At 63.3% G+C, this 22,302-nt stretch carries 23 protein-coding genes and 2 pseudogenes; 14 read left to right on the plus strand and 11 right to left on the minus strand.

What is annotated here, in order from left to right; translation table 11 throughout:
- Positions 1–11 precede the first annotated feature (11 nt).
- Positions 12–973 (minus strand): IS630 family transposase gene (locus tag AB433_RS20005; protein ID WP_156170788.1). Its coding sequence is split into 2 segments (ribosomal slippage): positions 12–622 and positions 622–973, totalling 963 coding nucleotides; the frame shifts between segments, so codons are not numbered across the junction.
- A gap of 65 nt (positions 974–1,038) precedes the next feature.
- Positions 1,039–2,019, minus strand: a complete 981-nt coding sequence (locus AB433_RS10635; protein ID WP_047820966.1) for a GlxA family transcriptional regulator — start codon at positions 2,017–2,019, stop codon at positions 1,039–1,041.
- A 105-nt stretch (positions 2,020–2,124) separates the two neighbouring features.
- On the opposite strand from AB433_RS10635, the gene AB433_RS10640 reads away from it, so the two are divergent.
- From AB433_RS10640 to AB433_RS21550, 7 genes and pseudogenes are all read left to right on the plus strand, one after another.
- Positions 2,125–2,547 (plus strand): putative quinol monooxygenase, encoded by a 423-nt coding sequence (locus AB433_RS10640; RefSeq protein WP_228119367.1) that lies wholly within the window; start codon positions 2,125–2,127, stop codon positions 2,545–2,547.
- Positions 2,548–2,815: 268 nt separating this feature from the next.
- Positions 2,816–3,147, plus strand: a pseudogene (locus AB433_RS10645) (alcohol dehydrogenase catalytic domain-containing protein); the annotation flags it as partial.
- Between the two features lie 94 nt (positions 3,148–3,241).
- Positions 3,242–4,339 carry an alkene reductase gene (locus AB433_RS10650; RefSeq protein WP_047820968.1) on the plus strand — a complete coding sequence of 366 codons (1,098 nt, stop codon included), beginning with the start codon at positions 3,242–3,244 and terminating at the stop codon, positions 4,337–4,339.
- 112 nt (positions 4,340–4,451) lie between these two features.
- A complete protein-coding gene (locus AB433_RS10655) occupies positions 4,452–4,847 on the plus strand; it encodes a GlcG/HbpS family heme-binding protein (protein WP_047820969.1) in 396 nt (131 codons plus the stop codon).
- Positions 4,848–4,906: 59 nt separating this feature from the next.
- A protein-coding gene (locus AB433_RS20010; protein ID WP_156170914.1) for an IS5 family transposase occupies positions 4,907–5,664 on the plus strand; the annotation gives its coding sequence in 2 pieces (ribosomal slippage) (positions 4,907–5,240 and positions 5,240–5,664; 759 coding nt in all).
- A 191-nt stretch (positions 5,665–5,855) separates the two neighbouring features.
- Positions 5,856–6,965, plus strand: coding sequence for an S-(hydroxymethyl)glutathione dehydrogenase/class III alcohol dehydrogenase (locus AB433_RS10670; RefSeq protein ID WP_047820971.1), 1,110 nt, complete (start codon positions 5,856–5,858; stop codon positions 6,963–6,965).
- 500 nt (positions 6,966–7,465) lie between these two features.
- Positions 7,466–10,018: an excinuclease ABC subunit UvrA gene (locus AB433_RS21550; RefSeq protein WP_281177796.1), complete on the plus strand. Its 2,553-nt coding sequence runs from the start codon at positions 7,466–7,468 to the stop codon at positions 10,016–10,018.
- Positions 10,019–10,275: 257 nt separating this feature from the next.
- Here AB433_RS21550 and AB433_RS10680 read toward each other — a convergent pair whose 3' ends face one another.
- The 6 genes from AB433_RS10680 to AB433_RS10705 all read right to left on the minus strand — a co-directional run bounded on the left by AB433_RS10680 (position 10,276) and on the right by AB433_RS10705 (position 14,991).
- Positions 10,276–10,845: a type 1 glutamine amidotransferase domain-containing protein gene (locus tag AB433_RS10680; protein WP_047820973.1), complete on the minus strand. Its 570-nt coding sequence runs from the start codon at positions 10,843–10,845 to the stop codon at positions 10,276–10,278.
- A gap of 30 nt (positions 10,846–10,875) precedes the next feature.
- Entirely contained in the window at positions 10,876–12,015 is a 1,140-nt protein-coding gene (locus tag AB433_RS10685; protein WP_047820974.1) for a glutathione-independent formaldehyde dehydrogenase, read from the minus strand.
- Between the two features lie 461 nt (positions 12,016–12,476).
- Positions 12,477–12,770, minus strand: a complete 294-nt coding sequence (locus AB433_RS10690) for a putative quinol monooxygenase (RefSeq protein WP_047820975.1) — start codon at positions 12,768–12,770, stop codon at positions 12,477–12,479.
- A gap of 111 nt (positions 12,771–12,881) precedes the next feature.
- Positions 12,882–13,622 carry an SDR family oxidoreductase gene (locus AB433_RS10695; RefSeq protein ID WP_047820976.1) on the minus strand — a complete coding sequence of 247 codons (741 nt, stop codon included), beginning with the start codon at positions 13,620–13,622 and terminating at the stop codon, positions 12,882–12,884.
- A gap of 206 nt (positions 13,623–13,828) precedes the next feature.
- On the minus strand, positions 13,829–14,149 hold the full coding sequence (locus tag AB433_RS10700; protein WP_245626643.1) for a putative quinol monooxygenase: 321 nt from the start codon (positions 14,147–14,149) through the stop codon (positions 13,829–13,831).
- A gap of 47 nt (positions 14,150–14,196) precedes the next feature.
- Positions 14,197–14,991: a type 1 glutamine amidotransferase domain-containing protein gene (locus AB433_RS10705; RefSeq protein ID WP_047823883.1), complete on the minus strand. Its 795-nt coding sequence runs from the start codon at positions 14,989–14,991 to the stop codon at positions 14,197–14,199.
- 114 nt (positions 14,992–15,105) lie between these two features.
- On the opposite strand from AB433_RS10705, the gene AB433_RS10710 reads away from it, so the two are divergent.
- Positions 15,106–16,041, plus strand: a complete 936-nt coding sequence (locus AB433_RS10710) for a LysR family transcriptional regulator (protein WP_047820978.1) — start codon at positions 15,106–15,108, stop codon at positions 16,039–16,041.
- A 124-nt stretch (positions 16,042–16,165) separates the two neighbouring features.
- Positions 16,166–16,434: pseudogene (locus tag AB433_RS20015) on the plus strand (Tn3 family transposase); the annotation flags it as partial.
- Here the strand turns inward: AB433_RS20015 and AB433_RS10715 are convergent.
- The 3 genes from AB433_RS10715 to AB433_RS10720 are packed head-to-tail and all read right to left on the minus strand — an operon-like array spanning position 16,434 to position 17,627.
- A complete protein-coding gene (locus tag AB433_RS10715; protein WP_245626644.1) occupies positions 16,434–16,922 on the minus strand; it encodes a nucleotidyl transferase AbiEii/AbiGii toxin family protein in 489 nt (162 codons plus the stop codon). The pseudogene AB433_RS20015 and the gene AB433_RS10715 sit on opposite strands and share 1 nt — an antisense overlap.
- The gene (locus tag AB433_RS21555) at positions 16,919–17,041 is read right to left on the minus strand and encodes a hypothetical protein (RefSeq protein ID WP_260181971.1); all 123 of its coding nucleotides are present in this window, start codon (positions 17,039–17,041) and stop codon (positions 16,919–16,921) included. Before AB433_RS21555 ends, AB433_RS10715 begins: the two co-directional genes overlap by 4 nt.
- Positions 17,034–17,627, minus strand: a complete 594-nt coding sequence (locus AB433_RS10720) for a DUF6088 family protein (protein WP_047820979.1) — start codon at positions 17,625–17,627, stop codon at positions 17,034–17,036. The genes AB433_RS21555 and AB433_RS10720 overlap by 8 nt, the downstream gene beginning before the upstream one ends.
- A 241-nt stretch (positions 17,628–17,868) precedes the next feature.
- Here AB433_RS10720 and AB433_RS10725 point away from each other — a divergent pair, with 241 nt between their 5' ends.
- From AB433_RS10725 to AB433_RS10745, 5 genes are all read left to right on the plus strand, one after another.
- Complete coding sequence (locus tag AB433_RS10725; protein WP_047820980.1) at positions 17,869–18,831, plus strand: ArdC family protein; 963 nt, start codon at positions 17,869–17,871, stop codon at positions 18,829–18,831.
- Between the two features lie 161 nt (positions 18,832–18,992).
- Positions 18,993–21,113, plus strand: coding sequence for a ParB/RepB/Spo0J family partition protein (locus AB433_RS10730; protein ID WP_047820981.1), 2,121 nt, complete (start codon positions 18,993–18,995; stop codon positions 21,111–21,113).
- Positions 21,114–21,244: 131 nt separating this feature from the next.
- Positions 21,245–21,661: a hypothetical protein gene (locus AB433_RS10735; protein ID WP_047820982.1), complete on the plus strand. Its 417-nt coding sequence runs from the start codon at positions 21,245–21,247 to the stop codon at positions 21,659–21,661.
- Positions 21,658–21,924, plus strand: a complete 267-nt coding sequence (locus AB433_RS10740) for a DUF6117 family protein (RefSeq protein WP_047820983.1) — start codon at positions 21,658–21,660, stop codon at positions 21,922–21,924. Before AB433_RS10735 ends, AB433_RS10740 begins: the two co-directional genes overlap by 4 nt.
- Positions 21,921–22,217, plus strand: coding sequence for a hypothetical protein (locus AB433_RS10745; RefSeq protein WP_047820984.1), 297 nt, complete (start codon positions 21,921–21,923; stop codon positions 22,215–22,217). Before AB433_RS10740 ends, AB433_RS10745 begins: the two co-directional genes overlap by 4 nt.
- Positions 22,218–22,302: the final 85 nt, after the last annotated feature.

Here is a 22,302-nt window from a genome sequence, read left to right on the forward strand (position 1 = left end):
GCCGTGCCCGGTCACGTAGCGACGGCCAAGTCGGTATCGTAGCCGGCGGCAGCAAGGGAGTTGCGGCACCCATCTGCCGTGAAGCGAGCCAAAGCCTGCCGGATGGCGTGCCACAGATCAGGGACGGTGCGGGCCGCCGCTGTCCGGAGCAGAGCCTTCAGCTTGGCGAAGATCTGCTCGATGGGATTGAAGTCCGGGCTGTAGGGCGGGAGGTAGAGCAGCCTCGCCCCGGCGTCCTCGATGGTCTCACGCACACCTGCCACCTTGTGGGCCTGCAGGTTGTCGAGGATGACGGTGTCACCGGGCTTGAGCGCGGGCACAAGCGTGTCGGCGACGTAGGCCCGGAAGCGTGCGCCGTTGGTGGCGCCGTCGAACAGGGAAGTGGCGCACAGGCCATCCCTGCGCAGGGCGGCAGTGATCGTGGTGGTCTTGTAGTGCCCGTGCGGGACAGCCAGCCGGCAGCGCTCGCCTCGCGGAGCCCGACCGTAGCGGCATGCCATGTTGGTGGCCGCGGCAGTCTCGTCGAGGAAAACCAGCCTGTCGGGATCGAGGCCGTCCTGGTTCTCGAACCAAGCCTCGCGGGCTGCCCTTACGTCCTCGCGCGCCTGCTCGGCGGCGTGGATCGCCCCTTTTTACGGGTGATGCCACGCCGGGCGAAGAAGCGGGATAGGCTGCTCGTGCTGGTCTGCAGGCCGCGCTCGGTCAAAGCGTCACGCAGTTCGCGCAGAAAGATCGCCGGCCGCGCCTCGTAGATCGTCAGGATCAGGTCGGCCTGCGCCTCGATCCGGTGCGAGGCATGATCGCCGCCCGACGGCTTGGGCGCAAGCTGTCCCTCCTGGCGAAACCGATCCGACCAGCGGCTGGCGCTGGAAACGCTGACCCCAAACCGGGCTGCAGCCTGATGACAGGACGCGACCGCGGCTACGGCCGACACGACACGCTCGCGTAAATCGACGGACAAAGGTGAAGGCATCGCCATCCTCCTTCACCCCTCAACGTCCCGACCCTCCAGCCGTCCCAAACCGCTCGGGCACGGCTCTAATCCTGCACTCCTAAATGGTTCGTCCGGCGAATTTCTGAGGCGGTGCGGCCAGTCTTACGACGTAGCAGAGTGCGGAGAGTGGCTGCATTATCATAGCCGGTGCGGGCTGCGATCTCATCCATTCCCAATTTGGTCGTCCTCAGGAGATAAGCCGCTCGTTCAACGCGCAGGCTCTGGAAATAAGACAATGGAGAGCGGCCCAGCACCGTATTGATTCTGCGGGACAGAGTTCGTTCACTTGTCCCGACAAAGGCCGCGGCCTGCTCCAAGGAAAAGCCCGTATCGAGGTTTTCACGCGCCCACTTCTCGAAGAGCATCACCAGGTGGTCGGCGTGGCGCAAATGATCCGGGATGGCATAGGTGGCTTGAGGCGAGCGAGGATCGAGCATTAGGTAGCGAGCGACGGTGTCGGCCAGTTCGGGGCTCCGCTGACGAACGAACCAGAGCGCCAAATCGAAATGTGCAAGCACCGCGCCTGCGGTAACGACCCTGTCGTTACCCACCAGCGCACGGCTGTCATCGAGTGCAACGCTGGGATACCGGGCTCTAAAGAAAGGTGCGAGCCACCAACTGGTGGCGGCCTCTTGTTTGTCTAACAATCCCGTCTCGGCGAGGACGAATGTCCCCGTACAAGCAGCAGCGATAGTCGCACCATTTGCCTGCCAGGTTCGCAATAGTTCGACAGCTCGCTTTACATCGGGACGAGCAAGGGCGTCGGCAATGCCTTCCTCCGTCTTCGCTCCCAATGCCGGCACGAAGACAAAGCCGGGAGTCGGGAGGGCGTCGGCCCGAACCGTAGGGATTGCGAGGCCGTGCGCTGTATGTGTTGCGCGACGAATGCTGGAAACCGACGAGTTCAAACTTTCACGCAAGGCGGGGGGCGCCAAGTCGCGCGCCGTCGCTAAGGTGTCCTGAAACGCCGCAAGCCCAGTATCGAACACCCCATCAAGCGCTAAAATTGTCGTAGCTGTGCTCATGGCGAGAATGGTATCAGGTTTGTCAATTCTGCCAAGCGCTAACGCTCCGCTGCGATGATAGTCTAGCGACGCGGCCGACGATGGCGCGATCAAATAGGGAAGAAAATGAGGACCATTAAAGTGTTCCTGCTCACGGCGGCCCTCGTTGTCGCCACCGGCGCGACAAGCGCAATGGCGGATACGACAGGCAGCTCGAAGTCAACCCAACCACACCCAAAGATGGAGACGATGAAGATGACACATATGGGCTTATTCGTGCGGCTCGACGCCAAGCCTGGCAAAGAAGCGGCTTTGGAAAAGTTTCTGAAGGACGCGCTGCCGTTGGCACAAGCCGAAACGGGTACTCCGGTCTGGTATGCTGTAAAGTTCGGACCAAGCAGTTTCGCGATCTTTGACGCCTTTCAGAATGATGGCGACAGAACCGCACATCTCAACGGTCCGATCGCGGCAGCACTCATGCAGAACGCCGATGAGCTTCTGGCCACGCCGCCGGTCATCGAGCGCTGGGATGTTCTCGCGGTCAAGTAAGCTAGACAGAGCGGTATGTGGCATCGCTGCGACCGCTCTGCCGCCATCGTCGTGGTGAGTTTCTTCTTCCACGTAAGCGATGTCGCGCTAGTCTAGAAGCCAGCCCCTGCTGCCTTCTCTGGTTTGAGATCCTCGTTAGGATACCTCTTGTATACTGGCAGGGAGTATGATAAACATACTCCCTGCCAGTATGAGAGGGTCGACGAATTTGCGCTGACGCAACGGCCTCGCGCCAGCAATCAGTTTAGTCCAACGAGGGTATCCCAACATGAAATCTGGCGCCGCTGTAGCCTTCGAGGCGGGCAAGCCACTCGAAATCGTCGAGATCGATGTCGCCCCACCCCGGAAAGGCGAAGTCCTCATACGGGTGACGCACACCGGTGTGTGCCACACCGACGCGTACACGCTGGCGGGGAGTGATCCGGAGGGTGTTTTCCGGTTGTTCTGGGCCACGAGGGCGCGGGCATCGTTGTCGAGGTCGGTGAAGGCGTCACCAGCGTCGGGCCGGGCGATCACGTGATTCCGCTCTACACCGCCGAGTGCGGCAAGTGCGACTTCTGCCTGTCGGGCAAGACCAACCTGTGCGTCGCTGTCCGCGACCGGCTTCCGCCAGCCGCTTCCCGCGCCGCGCTATCGCGCGACGGCGTGACCCCGCCGGCTGCTTTCCCATTAGAACAAAAGGACCATCGATCCCATGACCGACACGACGCTTTTCGACCCCTACACGCTGGGCGGCCTCACGCTCGCCAACCGCATCGTCATGGCGCCGCTGACGCGCAACCGCGCGGGCGCCGGCCTCGTCCCCAGCCAATTCGCGACGGAGTATTATTCACAGCGCGCCGGCGCGGGCCTCATCATCACCGAGGCGACCCAGATTTCCAAAGGCGCGCAGGGCTATCAGGACACGCCCGGCCTCTATACGCCAGAGCAGATCGCCGCGTGGCGCGTGGTGACCGATGCGGTCCACGCTAAGGGCGGCAAGATCGTCGTTCAGCTCTGGCATGTCGGGCGCATCAGCCATATTGATCTGCGCAATGGCGAAGCGCCGGTGGCGCCCTCGGCGATACGCGCCGAGACGCAGACTTTCGTCAACAACGGCTTTGCCCCCGTGTCCGAACCCCGCGCGCTGGAACTGCACGAGATCGCCGGCATCGTCGAGGATTTCAGGCAGGCTGCCGCCAACGCGATCGAGGCCGGTTTCGACGGCGTCGAGGTGCACGGCGCCAATGGCTATCTGCTCGACCAGTTTCTGCGCAAATCCTCCAATATCCGCGCTGATGCCTATGGCGGCTCGATCGAGAACCGCGCCCGCCTGCTGATCGAGGTGACCGAGGCCGTGGCAGCGGAGATCGGCGCGGATCGTGTCGGCGTGCGCCTGTCGCCGGTATCGCCCGCCAGCGGCACGGTGATCTCGGATGACGAGCAGCCGCTGTTCAATCATGTCGTCGAGCAGCTCGACGGCCTCGGTATTGCCTATATCCATGTCGTGGAAGGCGCGACCGGTGGTCCGCGCGATGTCGCCCCGTTCGACTATGGCGCGCTGCGCCAGCGCTTCAGCCGCACCCTCATCGCCAATAACGGCTTCGACCTCGCGCTGGCGGAAGGCGATCTCGCGGCGGGCAAGGCCGATCTCTTCGCCTTCGGCCGCCTGTTCATCGCTAATCCCGATCTCGTCGAGCGGCTGAAGTCCGGCGCGGCGCTGAACCCGCTCGACCCCACCACCCTCTATGGCGGCGGCGCCAAGGGATACACCGACTATCCTACGCTTTCGGGCCAATGTGAAGGGCGGTGAGAAAGTAGGCCACGAAGCGGCGGCCCCTTGGCCGGCCACGCCGCCGGATGATATCTTCATGGGCTCGCCAGGAAACAAGCCAACTATCCACTCACTCCAACGAGACAAAGTCATGGTCACACTCAAAGATGCCAAGCGGATTATCGAAGCAGCGGAAAAGAAGGCCAAGGAAATCGGCCAGCCGATGAACATCGCCGTCGCCGACGGCGGCGGCAACATCGTCGCCCACGTCCGCATGGACAAAGCCTGGATCGGCTCGATCGACATCTCGCAAAAGAAGGCCTTCACCTCGCGGGCCTTCGACATCGCCACCAAGGACCTCGCCACCCACAGTCAATCGGGCGGCCAGTTCTTCGGCATCCACGCCTCGAATGGCGGCAAGATCATGATCTTCGCCGGCGGCATCCCGCTCAAGAAGAACGGCGAAGTAGTCGGAGCAATCGGCGTCTCCGGCGGCAGCGGCGAACAAGACCATGCCGTCGCCGAAGCCGGCGCCGCGGCGTTCTAGGGTCAGGACCCATTGATATGAGCGTCGCGATCTGGTTCAGGCTCCGCGAGGAGACCGGGATGAGCGACCTGTTTTGGCTAACGGATGAGCAGATGGAGCGGCTGCGGCCGTTCTTTCCGAAGAGCCACGGCAAGCCTCGAGTGGATGACCGGCGGGTGCTGAGCGGCATCGTGTTCGTCAACCGCAACGGGCTGCGCTGGCGCGATGCTCCTGGCGCGTACGGCCCGCACAAGACGCTGTACAACCGCTGGAAGCGCTGGGGTGAGGCAGGCGTGTTCACGCGCATCATGGAAGGTCTGGCTGCGGTGGGTGCCGAACCCAAAACGGTGATGAGCGACGCGACCTACCTGAAGGCGCACCGCACGGCATCGAGCCTGCGGGTAAAAAGGGGGATCTCGGCCGCCTGATCGGACGCACGAAAGGCGGCATAAACACCAAGCTCCATGCCGTCGCCGACGCGAACGTTCGCCCCTTGAGCTTCTTCATGACCGCCGGTCAGGTCACCGACTACACCGGTGCGGCCGCGCTGCTGGATGACCTGCCAAAAGCGCAGTGGCTGCTCGGCGACCGCGGCTACGACGCCGACTGGTTCAGGGACGCTCTTCAGGCCAAGGGCATCCAGCCTTGCATCCCAGGCCGCAGGTCGCGCAACGAGCCCGTCCGGTACGATAAGCGCCGCTATCGGCGCGGCAGCCGCATCGAGATCATGTTCGGCCGCCTCAAAGACTGCCGCCGCGTCGCCACCCGCTACGATCGCTGCCCTACGGCCTTCTTCTCCGCCATCGCCCTCGCTGCCACCGTCATCTTCTGGCTGTGATCAACGAGCCCTGACCCTAGAAGCCAGCCCTGCTGCCTTCTCTGGTTTGAGATCCTCGTTAGGATACCTCTTGTATACTGCTAGGGAGTATGAGAAAGATACTCCCAGCCAGTATGAGAATGTCGATGAATTTGCGCTGACGCAACGGCCTCGCACCAGCAATCAGTTTAACTCAACGAGGGTATCCCAACATGAAATCTCGCGCCGCTGTAGCCTTCGGGGCGGGCCAGCCACTCGAAATCGTCGAGATCGATGTCGCCCCACCCCGGAAAGGCGAAGTCCTCATACGGGTGACGCACACCGGCGTGTGCCACACCGACGCGTACACGCTAGCGGGGAGTGATCCGGAAGGTGTTTTCCCGGTGGTTCTGGGCCACGAGGGCGCGGGCATCGTTGTCGAGGTCGGTGAAGGCGTCACCAGCGTCGGGCCGGGCGATCACGTGATTCCGCTCTACACCGCCGAGTGCGGCAAGTGCGACTTCTGCCTGTCGGGCAAGACCAACCTGTGCGTCGCTGTACGCGAAACGCAGGGCAAGGGCTTGATGCCCGATGGGACCACCCGCTTTTCGTACAATGGTCAGCCCCTCTATCATTACATGGGCTGTTCAACCTTCAGTGAATATACTGTCGTCGCCGAAGTCTCGCTCGCCAAGATCAATCCCGAGGCAAACCCCGAACATGTCTGCCTGCTCGGCTGCGGCGTCACGACCGGCATCGGCGCAGTACACAATACCGCCAAGGTCCAGCCCGGAGACTCGGTCGCCGTGTTCGGCCTCGGCGGCATCGGCCTCGCGGCGATTCAGGGTGCGCGCCAGGCGAAGGCGGGTCGCATCATCGCCATCGACACCAATCCGTCCAAGTTCGAGCTGGCACGCCAGTTTGGTGCGACCGAGTGCATCAACCCCAAGGACCATGACAAGCCCATCCAGCAGGTGCTGATCGAGATGACGGGCTGGGGCGTCGATCATACCTTCGAGTGCATCGGCAACGTCCACGTCATGCGCGCCGCGCTTGAATCAGCGCACCGTGGCTGGGGTCAGTCGATCGTGATTGGCGTTGCCGGCGCGGGCGAGGAAATCTCCACCCGCCCATTCCAGCTCGTCACGGGCCGCGTATGGAAGGGGTCCGCTTTCGGTGGCGTCAAGGGACGGACACAGCTCCCCGGCATGGTCGAGGACGCGATGAGAGGCGATATCGATCTGGCCCCATTCGTAACCCACACCATGGGTTTGGAGGAGATCAACGAGGCCTTCGCACTGATGCACGAAGGCAAGTCGATCCGCACGGTCATTCACTACTGACCCGCCGATCCGAAGCGGCGCGAGGCGCTCGGATCGACAACTCGGCCGTCATCATGGCCCGACCCCGGCCATGATGAAGCGCGCTCTGGCAAATGGGCAACGCGTCGCGATGCGGTAACAAGCGCCGAAGTGCGGTCGTTACATGCCGATAGCGGCACAGACCAAGGCCGCCTGTCCCAGGCGCTTACCAGCGGAGTGTGTGTGGCCTCGTCGCGCGACCCAACGGGAAAATGGTTTTGTCGTAACCTTTGTCCAGTGCTGGAAAATATTTCAACGGTGCCGAACATCGGGCCAGCCTGGCCGTTGGATGTATTGAGTCGGAAATGCATTCATCGGTTACCCGACCGTAATGAACCACAGGCCGCACGGGCGGATATGGCAGGAAGACTGAATTGAAGGACAAGGATAGACACGCGACGACGCCGGCCTCCGACCATTGGCATGCGGGACCTCCCGCTTGCGTGCAGGTTCGTGGCGCGCGCCAGAATAACCTAAAAAATGTGGACGTCGATGTACCGCGTGACGCCTTCGTGGTGTTCACCGGCATATCGGGTTCGGGCAAGTCATCGCTCGCGTTCGGCACCCTTTATGCCGAAGCCCAGCGGCGTTATCTGGAATCGGTTGCGCCCTATGCCCGTCGCCTGATCGACCAGGCCGGCGTGCCGGAGGTCGACGCGATCGACGGATTGCCGCCTGCGGTCGCGTTGCAGCAGCAGCGCGGCTCGGCCAACGCGCGATCCTCGGTCGGCAGCGTGACGACGCTCTCCAGCCTGGTGCGGATGCTCTATTCCCGCGTCGGCGAATATCCGCGCTATCAGCCCATGCTCTATGCGGAGGATTTCTCCCCCAACACGGTCGCGGGGGCCTGCGCGACCTGCCACGGCATCGGGCGCGTATATGACGCGACCGAAGAGACGATGGTTCCTGACGACAGCCTCACCATTCGCGATCGGGCGATCGCCGCCTGGCCGACCGCCTGGCATGGCCAGAACCTGAGGGATATCCTCGTTTCGCTCGGCTATGACGTCGACACGCCGTGGCGGGACTTGCCGAAAAAAGATCGCGACTGGATCCTCTTCACTGAAGAGGCGCCGACGGTGCCGGTCTATGCGGGTCTGACGCCCGAACAGACCCGCGTGGCGCTGAAGCGCCGCATGGAACCGAGCTATCAGGGCACCTTCACCGGCGCCCGCCGCTATGTGCTGGAGACCTTCGCCAACACAAAAAGCGCGCTAATGAAGAAGCGCGTCTCGCAATATATTATCGGCCGCGATTGCCCGACCTGCGACGGCAAACGCCTGAAGCGCGAAGCCCTGTCGGTTAAATTCGCCGGCCTCGACATTGCCGAGTTCGGCGACCTGACGGTGCTCAAGCTGAAGGACTTGCTGATGCCCGTCGCGCATGGCGAGTATGGGGCAGTCTCCGACACCTCAAAGGGCCATGTTCTGGAAAAAGCGGCCCGCGAAGCAGCGGTCGAACAACGGGTTGCCGCGGGCGGCTCTGCGCACAAGAGCGCGCCCGACGTGCGCCGCACGCCCAATCTCTCCGACGAGAAGCGGATCGCCGCCCAACGCCTTGCCTGCGAATTGATCGAGCGGCTCGAGGCGCTGATCGATCTTGGCCTTGGCTACATTTCGCTCGACCGCAGCACGCCGACGCTCTCCTCCGGAGAGTTGCAGCGCTTGCGGCTTGCCACCCAATTGTCGTCACAGCTTTTCGGCGTGGTCTATGTGCTTGACGAGCCTTCGGCAGGGTTACATCCGGCAGATGGCGAAGCCTTGCTCACTATCCTCGAGCGTCTCAAGGCGGCGGGCAACTCCCTGTTCGTCGTCGAACATGATCTCGACGTGATCCGCCACGCTGAATGGCTCGTCGATGTCGGGCCAGGAGCCGGGGATAAGGGCGGTGAAGTCCTCTACAACGGGCCGATAGAGGGGCTTGCCCACGTCGAGACTTCGATCACCCGCCGCTACCTGTTCGCAGAGCCGCTCCGCAGTGAGCGCACACCGCGCGATCCCAAGGCATGGCTACGCCTGGAAGGGATCAGGCGTAACAATCTTCAAGGTCTCGACGTTGAGTTTCCCATCGGCTGCTTCACCGCTGTCACCGGCGTTTCGGGATCGGGCAAATCCAGTCTTGTCAGTCAGGCGCTGCCCGAGCTCGTCACGGAACACCTCGGCGGCTCCCCCGTGGCCGAGGACGAGGATATTGATCCGCTGCTCGACGTTGCTCAGAACGATACTGAAGGACGCATTGTCGCGGGCATGGAGCATGTTCGCAGGCTGGTGCGGGTCGATCAGAAACCGATCGGCCGCACGCCGCGCTCGAACCTATCCACCTACAGCGGCATGTTCGACCATGTGCGACGGATCTTCGCTGATACGCCGCTCGCCCGCCGGCGACACTATAGCCCGGGCAGGTTCTCGTTCAACGTCGCGCAAGGTCGCTGCCCGGTGTGCGAGGGCGAGGGATACGTCATGGTGGAGCTGCTGTTCCTGCCGAGCGTTTTTGCGCCGTGCTCGACCTGTCATGGCTCTCGCTACAACCCGCAAACGCTCGAAGTCGAATGGAACGGGCGCAATATCGCCCAGGTGCTCGAACTGACGGTCGACGATGCGTGCGATTTCTTCGCTGGCGAGGCATCTGTGATGCGCTCCCTCGACGTGTTGCGGGAGATCGGTCTTGGCTATCTGAGGCTCGGACAGCCTGCGACCGAGCTGTCTGGCGGGGAGGCGCAGCGCATCAAGCTGGCGACTGAACTGCAACGCGCCCAGCGCGGCAACACGATCTACATCCTCGACGAGCCCACTTCGGGGCTTCACCCCTCCGATGCCGACCGGCTGATGCAACACCTGCAGGGCCTCGTCGACGCTGGCAATACCGTCGTCGTCGTCGAACATGACATGCGCGCCATCACGCAGGTGGACTGGGTCATCGATCTGGGACCGGGGGCTGGGGAAGATGGCGGCCGTATCGTTGCCAGCGGCGTCCCTGGCGTCGTTGCGGAAGCAGAAGGCAGTCTCACCGCCCCCTATCTCAAAGCGGCGCTGTAGGTCGTAAACCTGACCGAACGGGCGTTCGATCAGGTGTATGTCAACCGGACGCTGGAATGGGTCGAATCTGGAAGCGGGAGCCGAAGATGTGTCAACGCGGTTGACGCGGTTTAGGGTTCGAGTGCCCGTCAGGTGCGCCGTGTTAGTCTGATATGCGGCGTAGCGGACAGCCAATCGCCGGCCATCCGCTACGCCTGTTTTGTGCGGAACTTCTCCAGGGAGCGGGCCCTCACATGGTTCGTCGAAACCGCCCCGTCTTAATTCCCGGCTGCGAGCCCAGCGCCCACACCTTCCGCGATTTCGTCCACGAGTGTGGCGCAGAAGGCGGGTAAATCATTAGGGTCGCGGCTTGTGACAAGGCCGTTGTCGACCACGACTTCTTCATTGATCCATGTACCGCCGGCGTTCTCGACATCGACCTTCAGCGTTGGGTAGGACGTCAGGGTGCGACCCTTAAGCACGCCCGCCTCAATCAATGTCCAGGGTGCATGGCATATAGCCGCAACCGGTTTTTTCTGATCGAAGAAAGCCCGGATGAAACCAATTGCCTCGCCGCTGCCGCGCAGCTTGTCGGCGCCGACAGTTCCTCCGGGCACAACAAGTCCGTCGAAATCGTCGGCTTTCACCTCGGAAAACGTCTTGTCGATAGTATAGCTGCCGCCCTCGTCGAGATCGCTATTGACTGTGCGAGCCACGCCCGCTTCAAAACTGACCACGGTCACTTTGCCGCCAGCCTCCTCGATAGCTTGCTTGGGCTTCGAGAATTCTGGCTCTTCCGTCCCGCGGGGCGCGATCAGAACGGCAACTGATTTGCCCTCTAATGTCATAATTTATCCCTATTCCGTAGAAGAATAAGGTCAGGCACCCGGTTTGAGCACGACCTTTGTCCAACCATTATCGCGCGCATCGAAATGCTTGTAAGCGTCTGGTGCCTGATCGAGCGGCAGTCGGTGCGAGATGATTTGACCAGGATTGGCCCGGCCTTGCTCGATAAGCTTCATCAGCCGCCGGTTGTAGTGCTTTACATTACACTGGCCGGTGCCGATCTTCTGCCCCTTGAACCAGAAGTTGCCGAAGTCGAACGCCATCTTGCCTTCCTTCTGGAGATCGTCGGTCGCATTCGGATCTTCCGGGATGAACACGCCGACGACGCCGATGCCGCCGGTGGCCTTCGTGCTTTTGACGAGGCAGTTCATCGTGTAATTACTGCGCTCCTTGCCGTGGCGATCGCAACACTGGTAACCTACCGCCTCGACCCCCCGGTCGGTTCCAAGGCCGCCGGTCGCGTCAAGGATCTGCTGGGCGGGATCGCCCTTGCGCATGTCGATCGGGATCGCGCCCATCGCTTCGGCCAGCTTCAGACGGTCATCGTGGGAATCGACCACGAAGATCTGAGCGGCACCGCGGATTTCGGCCGAGTGCGCGGCCATCAAACCGACCGGACCAGCCCCGTAGATCGCGATACTCTCACCAGGCAAGAAACCTGACAACTCGACGCCATGCCAACCCGTCGGGAAGATGTCGGAGAGCATGACATAGTCATCCTCCTTCTCCTCAGCGTCCTCGGGCAGCTTCAGGCAATTGAAGTCGGCATAAGGTACGCGCATCATCTCGGCCTGACCGCCTTGCCACGGACCCATCTCGGCAAAGCCATACGCTGCGCCGGCGGTCCCAGGATTGGTCGTGAGGCAAAAACCCGTCAGACCGCGTTCGCAATTTTCGCAGAACCCGCAACCGACGTTGAACGGCATGCAGACGCGATCGCCCTTGTTAATCCGATCTACGGCAGCGCCGACTTCGATGACTTCGCCAAGGTTTTCGTGGCCAAAGACCCTGCCCTTCTCGAAGCTGGTGCGGCCCTCGTACATGTGAAGGTCCGACCCGCAGATGTTGGTCGTCGTCAGCCGGATGATAACATCGGTCGGCTTTTCGATCTTGGGATCATCGATGGTATCGACGGAAACGTCTTTGGGCCCGTTGTACACGACAGCTTTCACGGATCTTCTCCTTTTGTAGCTCTGCTCTGGGCGTCATCAAATCGAGAGCTTGCTGATGATCCGAACCAGCGCAAAGGCGCATAGCATGGCATCTTTCCAACCAATGTCTGTCTCCTAAACCGCCTGACGCCTGAACGGTTCCTTCCCGTTCGGCAGTTCTCGGATCGATTTACGGCGGCTTTTCGATTGCCAGGGCCAGGACGATCTAAAAAGCGGCAGATTGATGACCTAAAGAAGTTCCTGCGAAACCAACGGCGCCATGATAACGCAACACATCAACGCCGACTTATCAGCAGCAGCATCAAAAGGCCGGATAAGCGCAAAAGACAAGGCCATCCACTATCGCGGATGGCCTGTCGTATTCTTCTATTTAGTTCCAGAGCCGGCCGGGCCGTCCATTCCCGAGGGCAGGCGACCCTAACCGTGCAGTCGTACGGCAGCTTGGGGTGCCGACCACTCCGCTATTTCGCGGCCAGCAGGGTGAACTTGTGAATCTGCGGCGGTTCCGAGAACAGTTCTTCCGCCTTCTCCATCAGCGCGGCGGCAACCTTGCCGTCAAGATGGGCCTGCCGATCCTCCTCTGTGTCGAACGTATCGAAGATCGCGTACGCACCGGGACCTTCCTCGATCGCATACCAGGTCAGAGTGCCGGGCTCGGCTTGTACGAGCGGCAATGCCGAGGCGAGGAAATCGGCGACATCGCTCTCTTTCCCGGGCTTGGCCTTCAGCGGTACATACAGGGCAAGTTTGGGCATAATTTATTCCTCAAGTGAAACGAACAGATATTATTCGGCAAGTTAACGGACGAGCGGGCCGGTACGTTCCCCATGAGGCGGAGCACACGCGGCCCCGCCTCCCGGTCGAAATCAGAACTCTTGTGCGGTCGGCCGGATTACGATCGCGTTGACGTCGACGTCATCAGGTTGTTCGACAGCGAACGCGATAGCACGCGCCACCGATGCCGCCGGGATGGCCTGCTTGTAGAAGTCGAGCACCGTCTCGGCTGCCGTGCCAGACGTCGTGAACTTCAAATCGCTTTCGACAGCTCCAGGCTCGATCGACGTGACACGGACCTTTTCCCCCACCTCGTGGCGCAAGCCCTCGCTGATTGCGCTGACGGCGAACTTGGTGCCGGAGTAGACCGTGCCACCTGGTGCGAAGACCTTGATGCCCGCAACCGAGCTCAGGTTGATGATGTGGCCGCTGCCCTGCTCGAGAAAACCGGGAAGGGCCGCGGCGATGCCGTAGAGCGTACCCTTCAGATTGACGTCGATCATCTGGTCCCACTCGTCGGTGTTGACCTCGGCCATCGGACGGATCGGCATCAGCCCGGCGTTGTTGATCAGCACGTCGAGGCGGCCGAAGTCGGCAATGATTGCGGCGACGACGGACTGGACCGCCGACTTGTCGGTGACGTCGAGCGCGTAGCTACGTGCCGTGCCGCCGTTTGCGGCGATGTCCGCGACGACCTCGTCGAGCCTGTCCTTGCGCCGCGCGGCGATGGCCACCTTCGCGCCGCGTTCAGCGAGAAGCCGAGCGGTTTCCGCGCCGATACCGGTGCTGCCGCCGGTGATGAGAACGACCTTGCCTTCGATACCTTTGGTCATGGCTGTGTTTCCTTCATTTCAGATGTTGATTTTTCGCCGGATCGCGGCTCCGCCCGAGCGGTAGCCGCGTGGATGAATGAGGCCCTAGAGACCCACGCGAAGCGCAAGTGCCAACAGGCTGATCATCTGCAACTCGTCTGTGTAAAACGCCTGTACAAGCCGTGCCCAACCCGCCCATTCTTCAGGCTTGCCCATTCGCACCATCCTCAGGTTGCCGAGACAGGGTTGAGGACAAGCGCGGTGCGCTCGGCCAGATCGCCGATCCGAGAGAGGTAGTTCTGGAAGTGGGGCGTCGCGCGGTGGGCGGCGACCGCATCCGCGTCCGCGTACAGCTCGTCGAGGACGAAACGGTTCGGATCGTTCTGGTCCTGCCAGAGATCGTAGCGCAGATTGCCCGGTTCGGCACGGCTCGGCGTTAGCATAGCGTGGAGCAGAGCGCGCAGGCGGTCGACGGTATCCGCACGGGCGGTGAGGACGGCGACGATCTTCACGTTGGCGGTCATGGCACCGGTCCTTGTCTTGGTCATATCCGTGGGAGGGCGCACCCTTAGCGCCCCGCCGGTCATCCTGGTGCTCACGCAGCTGCGCGGTCGAGGGCTTCGATCAACGCGTCGGCCATGGCCCGGTCCGACGCCGGATTCTGACCCGTTATCAGCTCACGGTCCACGACGACATTCGAAGCAAAGTTCTTGTCGGTGACCGATACGTTGCCACCGGCCGACCGCAGCGCCTTTTCCATGTCAAAGTAGAGCTCGCCCTTCAGCACTTGCTCCTCAGCGATCTTCTCCTCGCTCGCCGAAAAGACGGTCATGCGGTAGCCCGCGTAGATCCAGTCTCGCGCCAGGTCGGCCGCCCAGGCGTCATCGCCTTCCTCCAGCGCCTTGCGGAAGGCCGAAGCATCCTCGAGCGCGGCGACAACGACCACCGGTCCGTGGCAGAGGAGCGCGGTCGGCTTGGCCGCCGCGTGGAAGTGACGGAGGATCGTGCCCGCATCGCGGTCCACCATCAGGTCGACGATGGGCGCGTGACCTCCCGGCACGAACACGCCAGCAAAGCCGTCCAGACCCTCGTCGACGACCGATTTCAGCGTACGCACGTCGTTCATCGCCGGGTGGCTGGCAAAAAAGTATTTGGCGCGCTGGAATGCCGTCTCATCGCCGCCAAAATGATCAACCGAAACGGAGGCGGCGTCGATGTGCGGCTTGGCACCATTGGGCGTGGCGAGAACAATATCATAGCCGGCATCGAGCAGAGCCAGCGCGGGGACCGCCGTCTCGTTGAGATACTGACCGACCGTCGCGGTACCGCCGCCACGCAGACCGAGTTGTGTCGCGTTCGACCCAAGAACGAGAACCTGACCCTTGCTCATCTGAACCTCCATGTGCGCGGTGTCCGTCGCCAATGGATGGGTAAATGGGCCTCGTTGACATATTCTAGAAGTTTATCTTTCTGATTTCAGATATACGTCTGACAGGATGACTGCATGCGCTACGATCTGAACCTGCTGCCGATCTTCGTGGCGTTGATGGAGGAGCGCAGCGTCACCCGGGCTGCCGAGCGCATGGGTATGACGCAGCCCGCCCTGTCTAACGCCCTGTCGCGTCTACGACAGATGCTTCAGGACCAGCTGTTCGTCCGCGAGCGCTATGGCATCCAGCCGACCCCGATCGCGCTTGAACTCTCACCGCTGATCGCCGAGGCACTCGCGCAGCTCGACGACGCGGTCCTCGGTCAGCAGGCCTTCGACCCCGCACACGCCGAACGGCTCTTCACGATCGCGCCGAACGGCTATGTCGAGTTCGTCCTCGTCCCCGCTGTACTGGCGCGCCTGGAGAAGGTCGCGCCCGGCATAAAGCTCCGCCTGACGCCCTACGGCAACGATCTTGTGGAAACAGGCGTCGTGTCGGGCACGACGGCGCTCGTGCTGGGCCGCATCGTCGATCCGCCCGACAACCTCGTCGTCCAGCACCTGATGGACGAAGGGCTCGCCTGCGCCGTCCGCGCCGACCATCCGGCCATCGGCGATGCCATGACGCGCGAGCAGTTTGAGACGATGAAGCACGTCAACATCGTGCCGCCTGGCCGGATGCGCGCCGGGCTGTTCCAGGCGCTGGCGCAGCAGCAGCTTAAGCGCGACGTCGCGATTTCCGTGACCAATTTCTTCGCGGTAGCCGAGATGGTGGCGGTGACCGACTACTGCGCCACCCTGCCCTCGCTCATCTGCAGGCGGCTGATGCACGACCCCCGGCTGAAGATCCTGCCCGCCCCGGTCGACCTCGGCAGCTTTCCCGTGGAAATGGCCTGGCACGTCCGCTACCGGCACGATCCCGCACACCGCTGGCTACGGGCGCTGATCGGCGAGGTCATCACCGACTTCAAGGGCAAGACGGCAGCGACAGCCATGCCGTCGCCAGCGTGATGGACGTCTGTCGGCCGCGCGACGCCGGTTGACTTCCGTAAGCGCCCCTGAAGGCTGAGGTTCCTCTTGCGCATTTCCACCGACGCCATCTCACGAAGCGGCATCGGCTCACCGCGGGCGAAGAGATACCGTCGGCGCATCCGATCATGTGTTCGGCCTCATGCCATTCTTCGGCTACCGCTTCGCGACGCGCCTGCGCGGCCCGAGGGACCGGCGTCTGCATCTGCTGCCGGGCCAGGAAGCGCGGCTGCTGCTGGCCGCATGAGCGGCGATCCGGTCGCAATCGGGCATGTTGACGCCCATTGGGACGAACTGCTGCGTCTCATTATCTCGATCCGCAGCGGCACAGCCACCGCATCGGCGATGCTGCGCAGATTTTCCGCTTACCCACGTTAGAATGGACTGGCGCTGTCGGGATTAACAGGCCATCGATGAAGGTCTGAGGCATCGCAGACCACGTCGCGCAGATTGGCCGGCTCGCCCGTCGACCGCGCGCCGAACTCCAGCATCACGCTGGGGGCGACATAGCCCGATCCGGTTGAGGTCGGTTCGTAGTCGATAAACAGCCGATCACCTTCGACGCGGATCGTCGCCGCCAGACCTTCCGTTGCCAGGGCGTCGGCGATCACCGGCTGCACTACAGAGCCAACCCATTCCGGCAGCCGGCGACGAACCTCGCTGGACCAGCGCTTTTCCTCGCTTCGTGTTTTCGGCAGGCCCTCGCCATTGTCCCCGACCAGGTCAGGCGCGATGGCCCGGATGTCGTAGGTCAGATCCACATCTTCGGAAAACCGATGGATGACCTGATAGGCTTTCGACAGCGATGTGCCGCCCTTGAACACCAGATGCTCACCAAGCGGCGCCGCGTAGAGCGTGCTCAACGCCACACCACCCAGACGTCCTTTTCGAGCAGATGCGCGGGCCGCCCCGAACGATCAGCCGCGACGCCAAGGGCGTCGCGGCGATCCTGAGCCGAGAGGAGCAGGAAGGTTTCAGCCATAGGCCGCCTTCCCGACACTCTGCGCCAACCATGTCGGAAGCTGCGGCGCGGCCGCCACCAATTCGCCAAAGGCGCCAGGCGGCAGCTTTCGCTTCAATGTCCTGAGCGCAGTTTCGGCTTTCTCCGGGCCGAGCCAGGCCAAGGCCCGGACGGCCTCTCCCGCCGGCCGGTTGGCCAGAGCCAGTTGCCAGCGCGGGGCATGGCGCAATTCCACGACCTGCTTGCCGAGATTCATCTTCCGGCTGCGCCCGGAGGTCAGATAGACCGAGCGAACCGGCACCTGCGTTGTCAGGCCAAGGGCGTTTGCGGCCGCCGCACCGTTCGAGACGATGGTCTCGCCACGCTGGCTGGCAAGGGCTTCCACAGCCTGTTCCACCGACGGCGCGCGCGTCCCAAATCGACTGGCGACGGGGCGGAGATAGACACCGCGCCCAGCCCGGATGAGTTGTTCGCGCTCGGCCAGACGCGACAAGGCCTGGTCCACCGCGGCGCGATTGCCGAGATGGAGCAGCCCCTTGGCGGACACAGAAGCGCCCTCGGGCAAACCCGCCATATGCGACAGAATCTGTTCGGTCAGCCGTGTCATCGTCTTTCTCCTGTCAGGAACATACGCAGTTTTCTGACAGTTTTCAAGGAAACAGGTCCGGGACGGAAAGCTGGGACAAAGGGGAAGGCCTTCCCCTGCGGTCGAGCCTTGGGTCTCGCCCGACCCCTTCTGCGGGGAGATCCCCGCAACGCCCCCCATAGAGTGAGAGTGCGGACGGGGTTTCCCGTGACGGGTTGAGGGCCGGAGAAGAGGTCTCCGGCGCCCGTCGCGGAGAACCGCGATGTTCAGGAAAAACCACGGCGCCCGCGCCAGTTCAGGCCGGGCGAGCCTCTATGACGACATCACCGACAAGATCATCGCTGAGCTTGAGGCGGGCCGCGCGCCCTGGGTCCAGCCATGGGGATCGGCCGCGGCCAAGGCGCCGCTCGCCATGCCCCGAAACGCTGCGACCGGACGGCACTATTCCGGCATCAACGTGCTCATCCTTTGGGGGGCGGTGATCCAGCACGGCTTCCCCGGCCAGAGTTGGCTCACCTTCCGCCAGGCGCTGTCGCTGGGCGGCAATGTCCGCAAGGGCGAGCACGGCACGACCGTCGTCTATGCCGACCGCTTCACGCCGGAGGACGAGAAGCGCCGAGCCCACGAGACCGGCGAGGACGCCGCCGCGATTCCCTTCCTCAAGCGCTTCACCGTCTTCAGCGCCGCGCAATGCGACGGCCTGCCGGACAACATCGCCGCCATCGCTCCACCGCCGCCGCCTGGCCTCATCGAGCCGCGCGTCGAGGCTCTGATCGAAGCGACGGGCATCGATTTCCGCATCGGCGGCGATCGCGCCTTCTATGTGCCGGCGCACGACTATGTGCAGGTGCCGCCGCCGCAGGCCTATTTCGAGCCGATCAACTGGCACCGCACGGCCCTGCACGAACTCGGGCACGCCAGCGGCCATGCCTCCCGGCTCGGTCGCGACCTGACCGGCGGCTTCGGCACGAAGAAATACGCCTTCGAGGAGCTGGTGGCCGAGATCAACGCGGCCTTCTGCTGCGCGTCTCTCGGCATCGTGCCCACCGTCCGCCATGCCGACTATATCGGTGCCTGGCTGGAGGTGCTGCGCGAGGACAATCGCGCCATCGTCCGCGCCGCCTCCCAGGCGAGCAAGGCGGCCGATTGGCTGCTCGGCTTCCTGCCCGACGCCGATCTCGGCCCGGACGACACCATGGCCGGCGACGAACGGCAGGCGGCGTGATCGAATATGAACACCGGAAAGGCGGGAAAGCAGGTCTCCGGCTTCACGCCTTTCCGCTTCTGCGGCGCTGCCCTTCTTAGAGTGAGAGGGCGGCGCTTCGCTTCGTGACGGGTTGGAGGTCGAGAGAGAGTCTCCCGGCCGCCCGTTGCGGAGTAACGAACATGGCGAGTGCCATCCAGAAGATCACCCTGTCGTCGGCGCGCGACATCCCCTTCAACAAGTTGGTGCTGAGCCAGTCCAACGTCCGCCGCGTCAAGGCCGGCGTCTCGATCGAGGAAATGGCCGAGTCCATCGCCCGGCGCGGCCTCATCCAGAGCCTCCATGTCCGTCCCGTCCTCGACGCCGATGGCGCGGAGACCGGAATGTTCGAAGTGCCCGCCGGCGGTCGCCGCTATCGCGCACTCGAACTGCTCGTGAAGCAGAAGCGTTTGGCCAAGACGGCGACGGTGCCCTGCGTCATCGGCGACGCCAACAGCGACATCCTCGTCGACGAAGTATCGCTGGTCGAGAACATGGAACGCGCACCACTCCATCCGCTCGACCAGTTCCGCGCCTTTCAGGCCATGCGCGACAAGGGCATGACCGAGGAGGCCATCGCCGCCGCCTTCTTCGTCAACGTCACCGTGGTGAAGCAACGCCTGCGCCTCACCTCCGTCTCGCCGACCCTGCTCGACATCTATGCCGATGACGGCATGACGCTCGAACAGCTCATGGCCTTCACCGTCAGCCCCGACCATGCCCGTCAGGAGCAGGCTTGGGACGCAATCAAGGAAAGCTGGCAGAAGGAGCCCTATCAGATCCGGCGGATGCTGACCGAGACCGCGGTACGCGCCTCGGACAAACGGGCCATTTTCGTCGGTGTCGATGCCTACGAGGCCGCAGGCGGGATCGTGCTGCGCGATCTCTTCCAATCCGACGACGGCGGTTGGCTGCAAGACCCCGTCCTGCTCGACCGTATGGTGGCAGAGAAGCTGAAAGCCACCGCCGATCAGATCGCCGAGGAAGGCTGGAAGTGGATCGAGGTCGCGGTGAGCTTCCCCTACGGCCACGACCACGGCTTGCGTGAGCTTTCCGGCACCACGATCGATCTGACCGACGAGGAGCGTGCGACCCGCGAAGCGCTGCGCGAGGAATATGACCGGATCGAAGCGGAATATTCCGAGGCCGACGAGCTGCCCGACGCGATCGATCAACGTCTCGGCGAAATCGAGCAGGCCCTGGAGGCCTTCGAGAACCGTTCGGTCAGCTACGATCAAGCCGACATCGCAATCGCCGGCGCCTTCGTCAGCCTCGACATCGACGGCTCGCTGTCGATCGACCGCGGTTATGTCCGCGCCGAGGATGAGCCCCAGGCCGAGCCCGATGGCGAGGCGTCCGGGAGCGATCAGCCCGATACGCCGGCCGTCCAGCGCGCGGTCATCACCATCGGCGGCAAGCCCGCCGAGCCCGAGGAGGATGAGGAAGACGGCATCAAGCCGTTGCCCGAGCGTCTCGTGATCGAGCTGACCGCCCATCGCACCCTGGCTCTGCGCAACGCGCTGGCAGAACATCCGCACGTCGCCATGACCATGTTGCTGCACAAGCTTCTGAGCGACACCTTCATCCACACCAACCCGGCCGGCTGCCTCGAGGCCAATGTCCGCCACATCTTCTTCTCGGCCCAGTCCGAGGAATTGAAGGACAGCCCATCGGCGCAGGCGGTCAACGATCGCCACGAACGCTGGGGGGACCACATCCCCGCGGACGATCAGGCCCTCTGGGCCTGGCTGACCGATCTCGATGACGGCACGCGCCTGGAGCTTCTGGCGCTCTGCGTCAGCTACGGCGTCGATGCGCTGTTCGAGCGTCCGAACCCCTATTCCGGCTCGGGCGTCAGCCAGCACGGTCTCGACGTGCGTCTGGCTCAGGCCGACCGGCTCGCGCGGGCGACCGGCATGGACATGGTGGCCGCAGGCTGGAAGCCCACGGTCAGCAACTATCTCGGCCGCGTGACCAAGCCCCGCATTCTCGAGGCCGTGCGCGAAGGCGCCGGCGAGCGGGCCGCGCAGCTCATCGATCACATGAAGAAGGGCGACATGGCCAAGGAAGCCGAACGCCTGCTGAGCGACAGCGGCTGGCTGCCCGAACCGCTGCGCCTGACGTCCTTCGATGGCGATCAGCCTGGTCCCGACGATCAGGCCAATACCGGCGGAGACACCGCCTTGCCGGACTTCCTCACCGAGGACGGCGAGGACGAAGACACCGACGAGGACGAAGTCCAGCACGCCGTCGCCGCCGAATAGCGCGGATCGCGCGGGGCGGCGCCGTTCGTCCCGCGCATCTCACCCCGATCCTCCACACCGCCCGGTCCCACGGTCGACAGCCTGCGTGGCTGTGCCGTGCGGGCCGGGCATTCCCTTTTCAGGAGCCTGTCATGGCCGACTATTTCACCCATTTCTCGTGCCTGCTCGATGTCGGCACGCCCGAGAACGCCGCCCGCGCGCTCGACCTCTACAACCGCCTCTCCGAGGCCGGCGCATCGGAAGAACCGCCTTCCGAGGGCTTTCTTCTCTCGATCCAGCCCGAGCATGGCGGCACGCAGCTCTGGATGCGTGACGACGTCACTGGCGATCCCGAGCACCTGATCCAGTTCGTGAAGCGCTGCGCCGCAGAGTTCGGTCTGACCGGCCGCTGGGGTTTCCAATATGCCAACACCTGCTCGAAGCCCCGGCTCGACGGCTTCGGCGGCGGTGCGCATGTCCTCGATCTCGCCACCGGGGAGACTCTGGACTGGATCTACACCGATGGCTGGCTCGACCAGACCCTCTCCGACGAGGGAGGCCCGCTATGAGCATTCCGTCCCATGCCCGGAGCAATTTTCAGACGCTGCTGCGCGCTGCCGGTGACGGCAACCTTGCGCTCATGGAATGCCTCGATGCCGTGACCGGCGCTCCGCGTTACGTCATCTGCGCGGTGGGACGAGACGATGGTGATTTCGTCTTCACGCCCTTCGGCCACCTCGCCGACGGCAATCCCTATGACGCCTACCTGCCGCCCAACCCAGGCGATCCTGGCGGCTTCATGCATCCGGGCGCGCCCGGAGAAGCGCCATGATGGACATCGACGCCATTTTCGCCGCCGATCGTGAGCGACCGCCCGCCGAGCGGTCTCTCCCCTGGCTGGAAACCAGAGACGGGATCACGGTTGTCGTGGAGCCCAAGCCCCATTGGGCCAGCGACATGCGGGTCTTCCGGGCCAAGGCTCGCGAATATTGCGCCTATGCCGATTGGACCGCGAACGGCGCGCGCGCCCGGTTCTTCGGGCACATCGACACCAGCGGCGATGACCTGATCCGCAAGGCGCGCAGGCTCGTCGCCCGCGAGATCGCCGATGGACACTGGGCCTGACCCCCTCAAAGCGCCTCTGCCGCTCGGCCGAGGCGCTTTTTTCATGTCGGCAGCGACGTGTTCGAGAGTGAGAGGGCCGCCGGGA

The organism is Croceicoccus naphthovorans (assembly GCF_001028705.1).
Classification (GTDB): domain Bacteria; phylum Pseudomonadota; class Alphaproteobacteria; order Sphingomonadales; family Sphingomonadaceae; genus Croceicoccus; species Croceicoccus naphthovorans.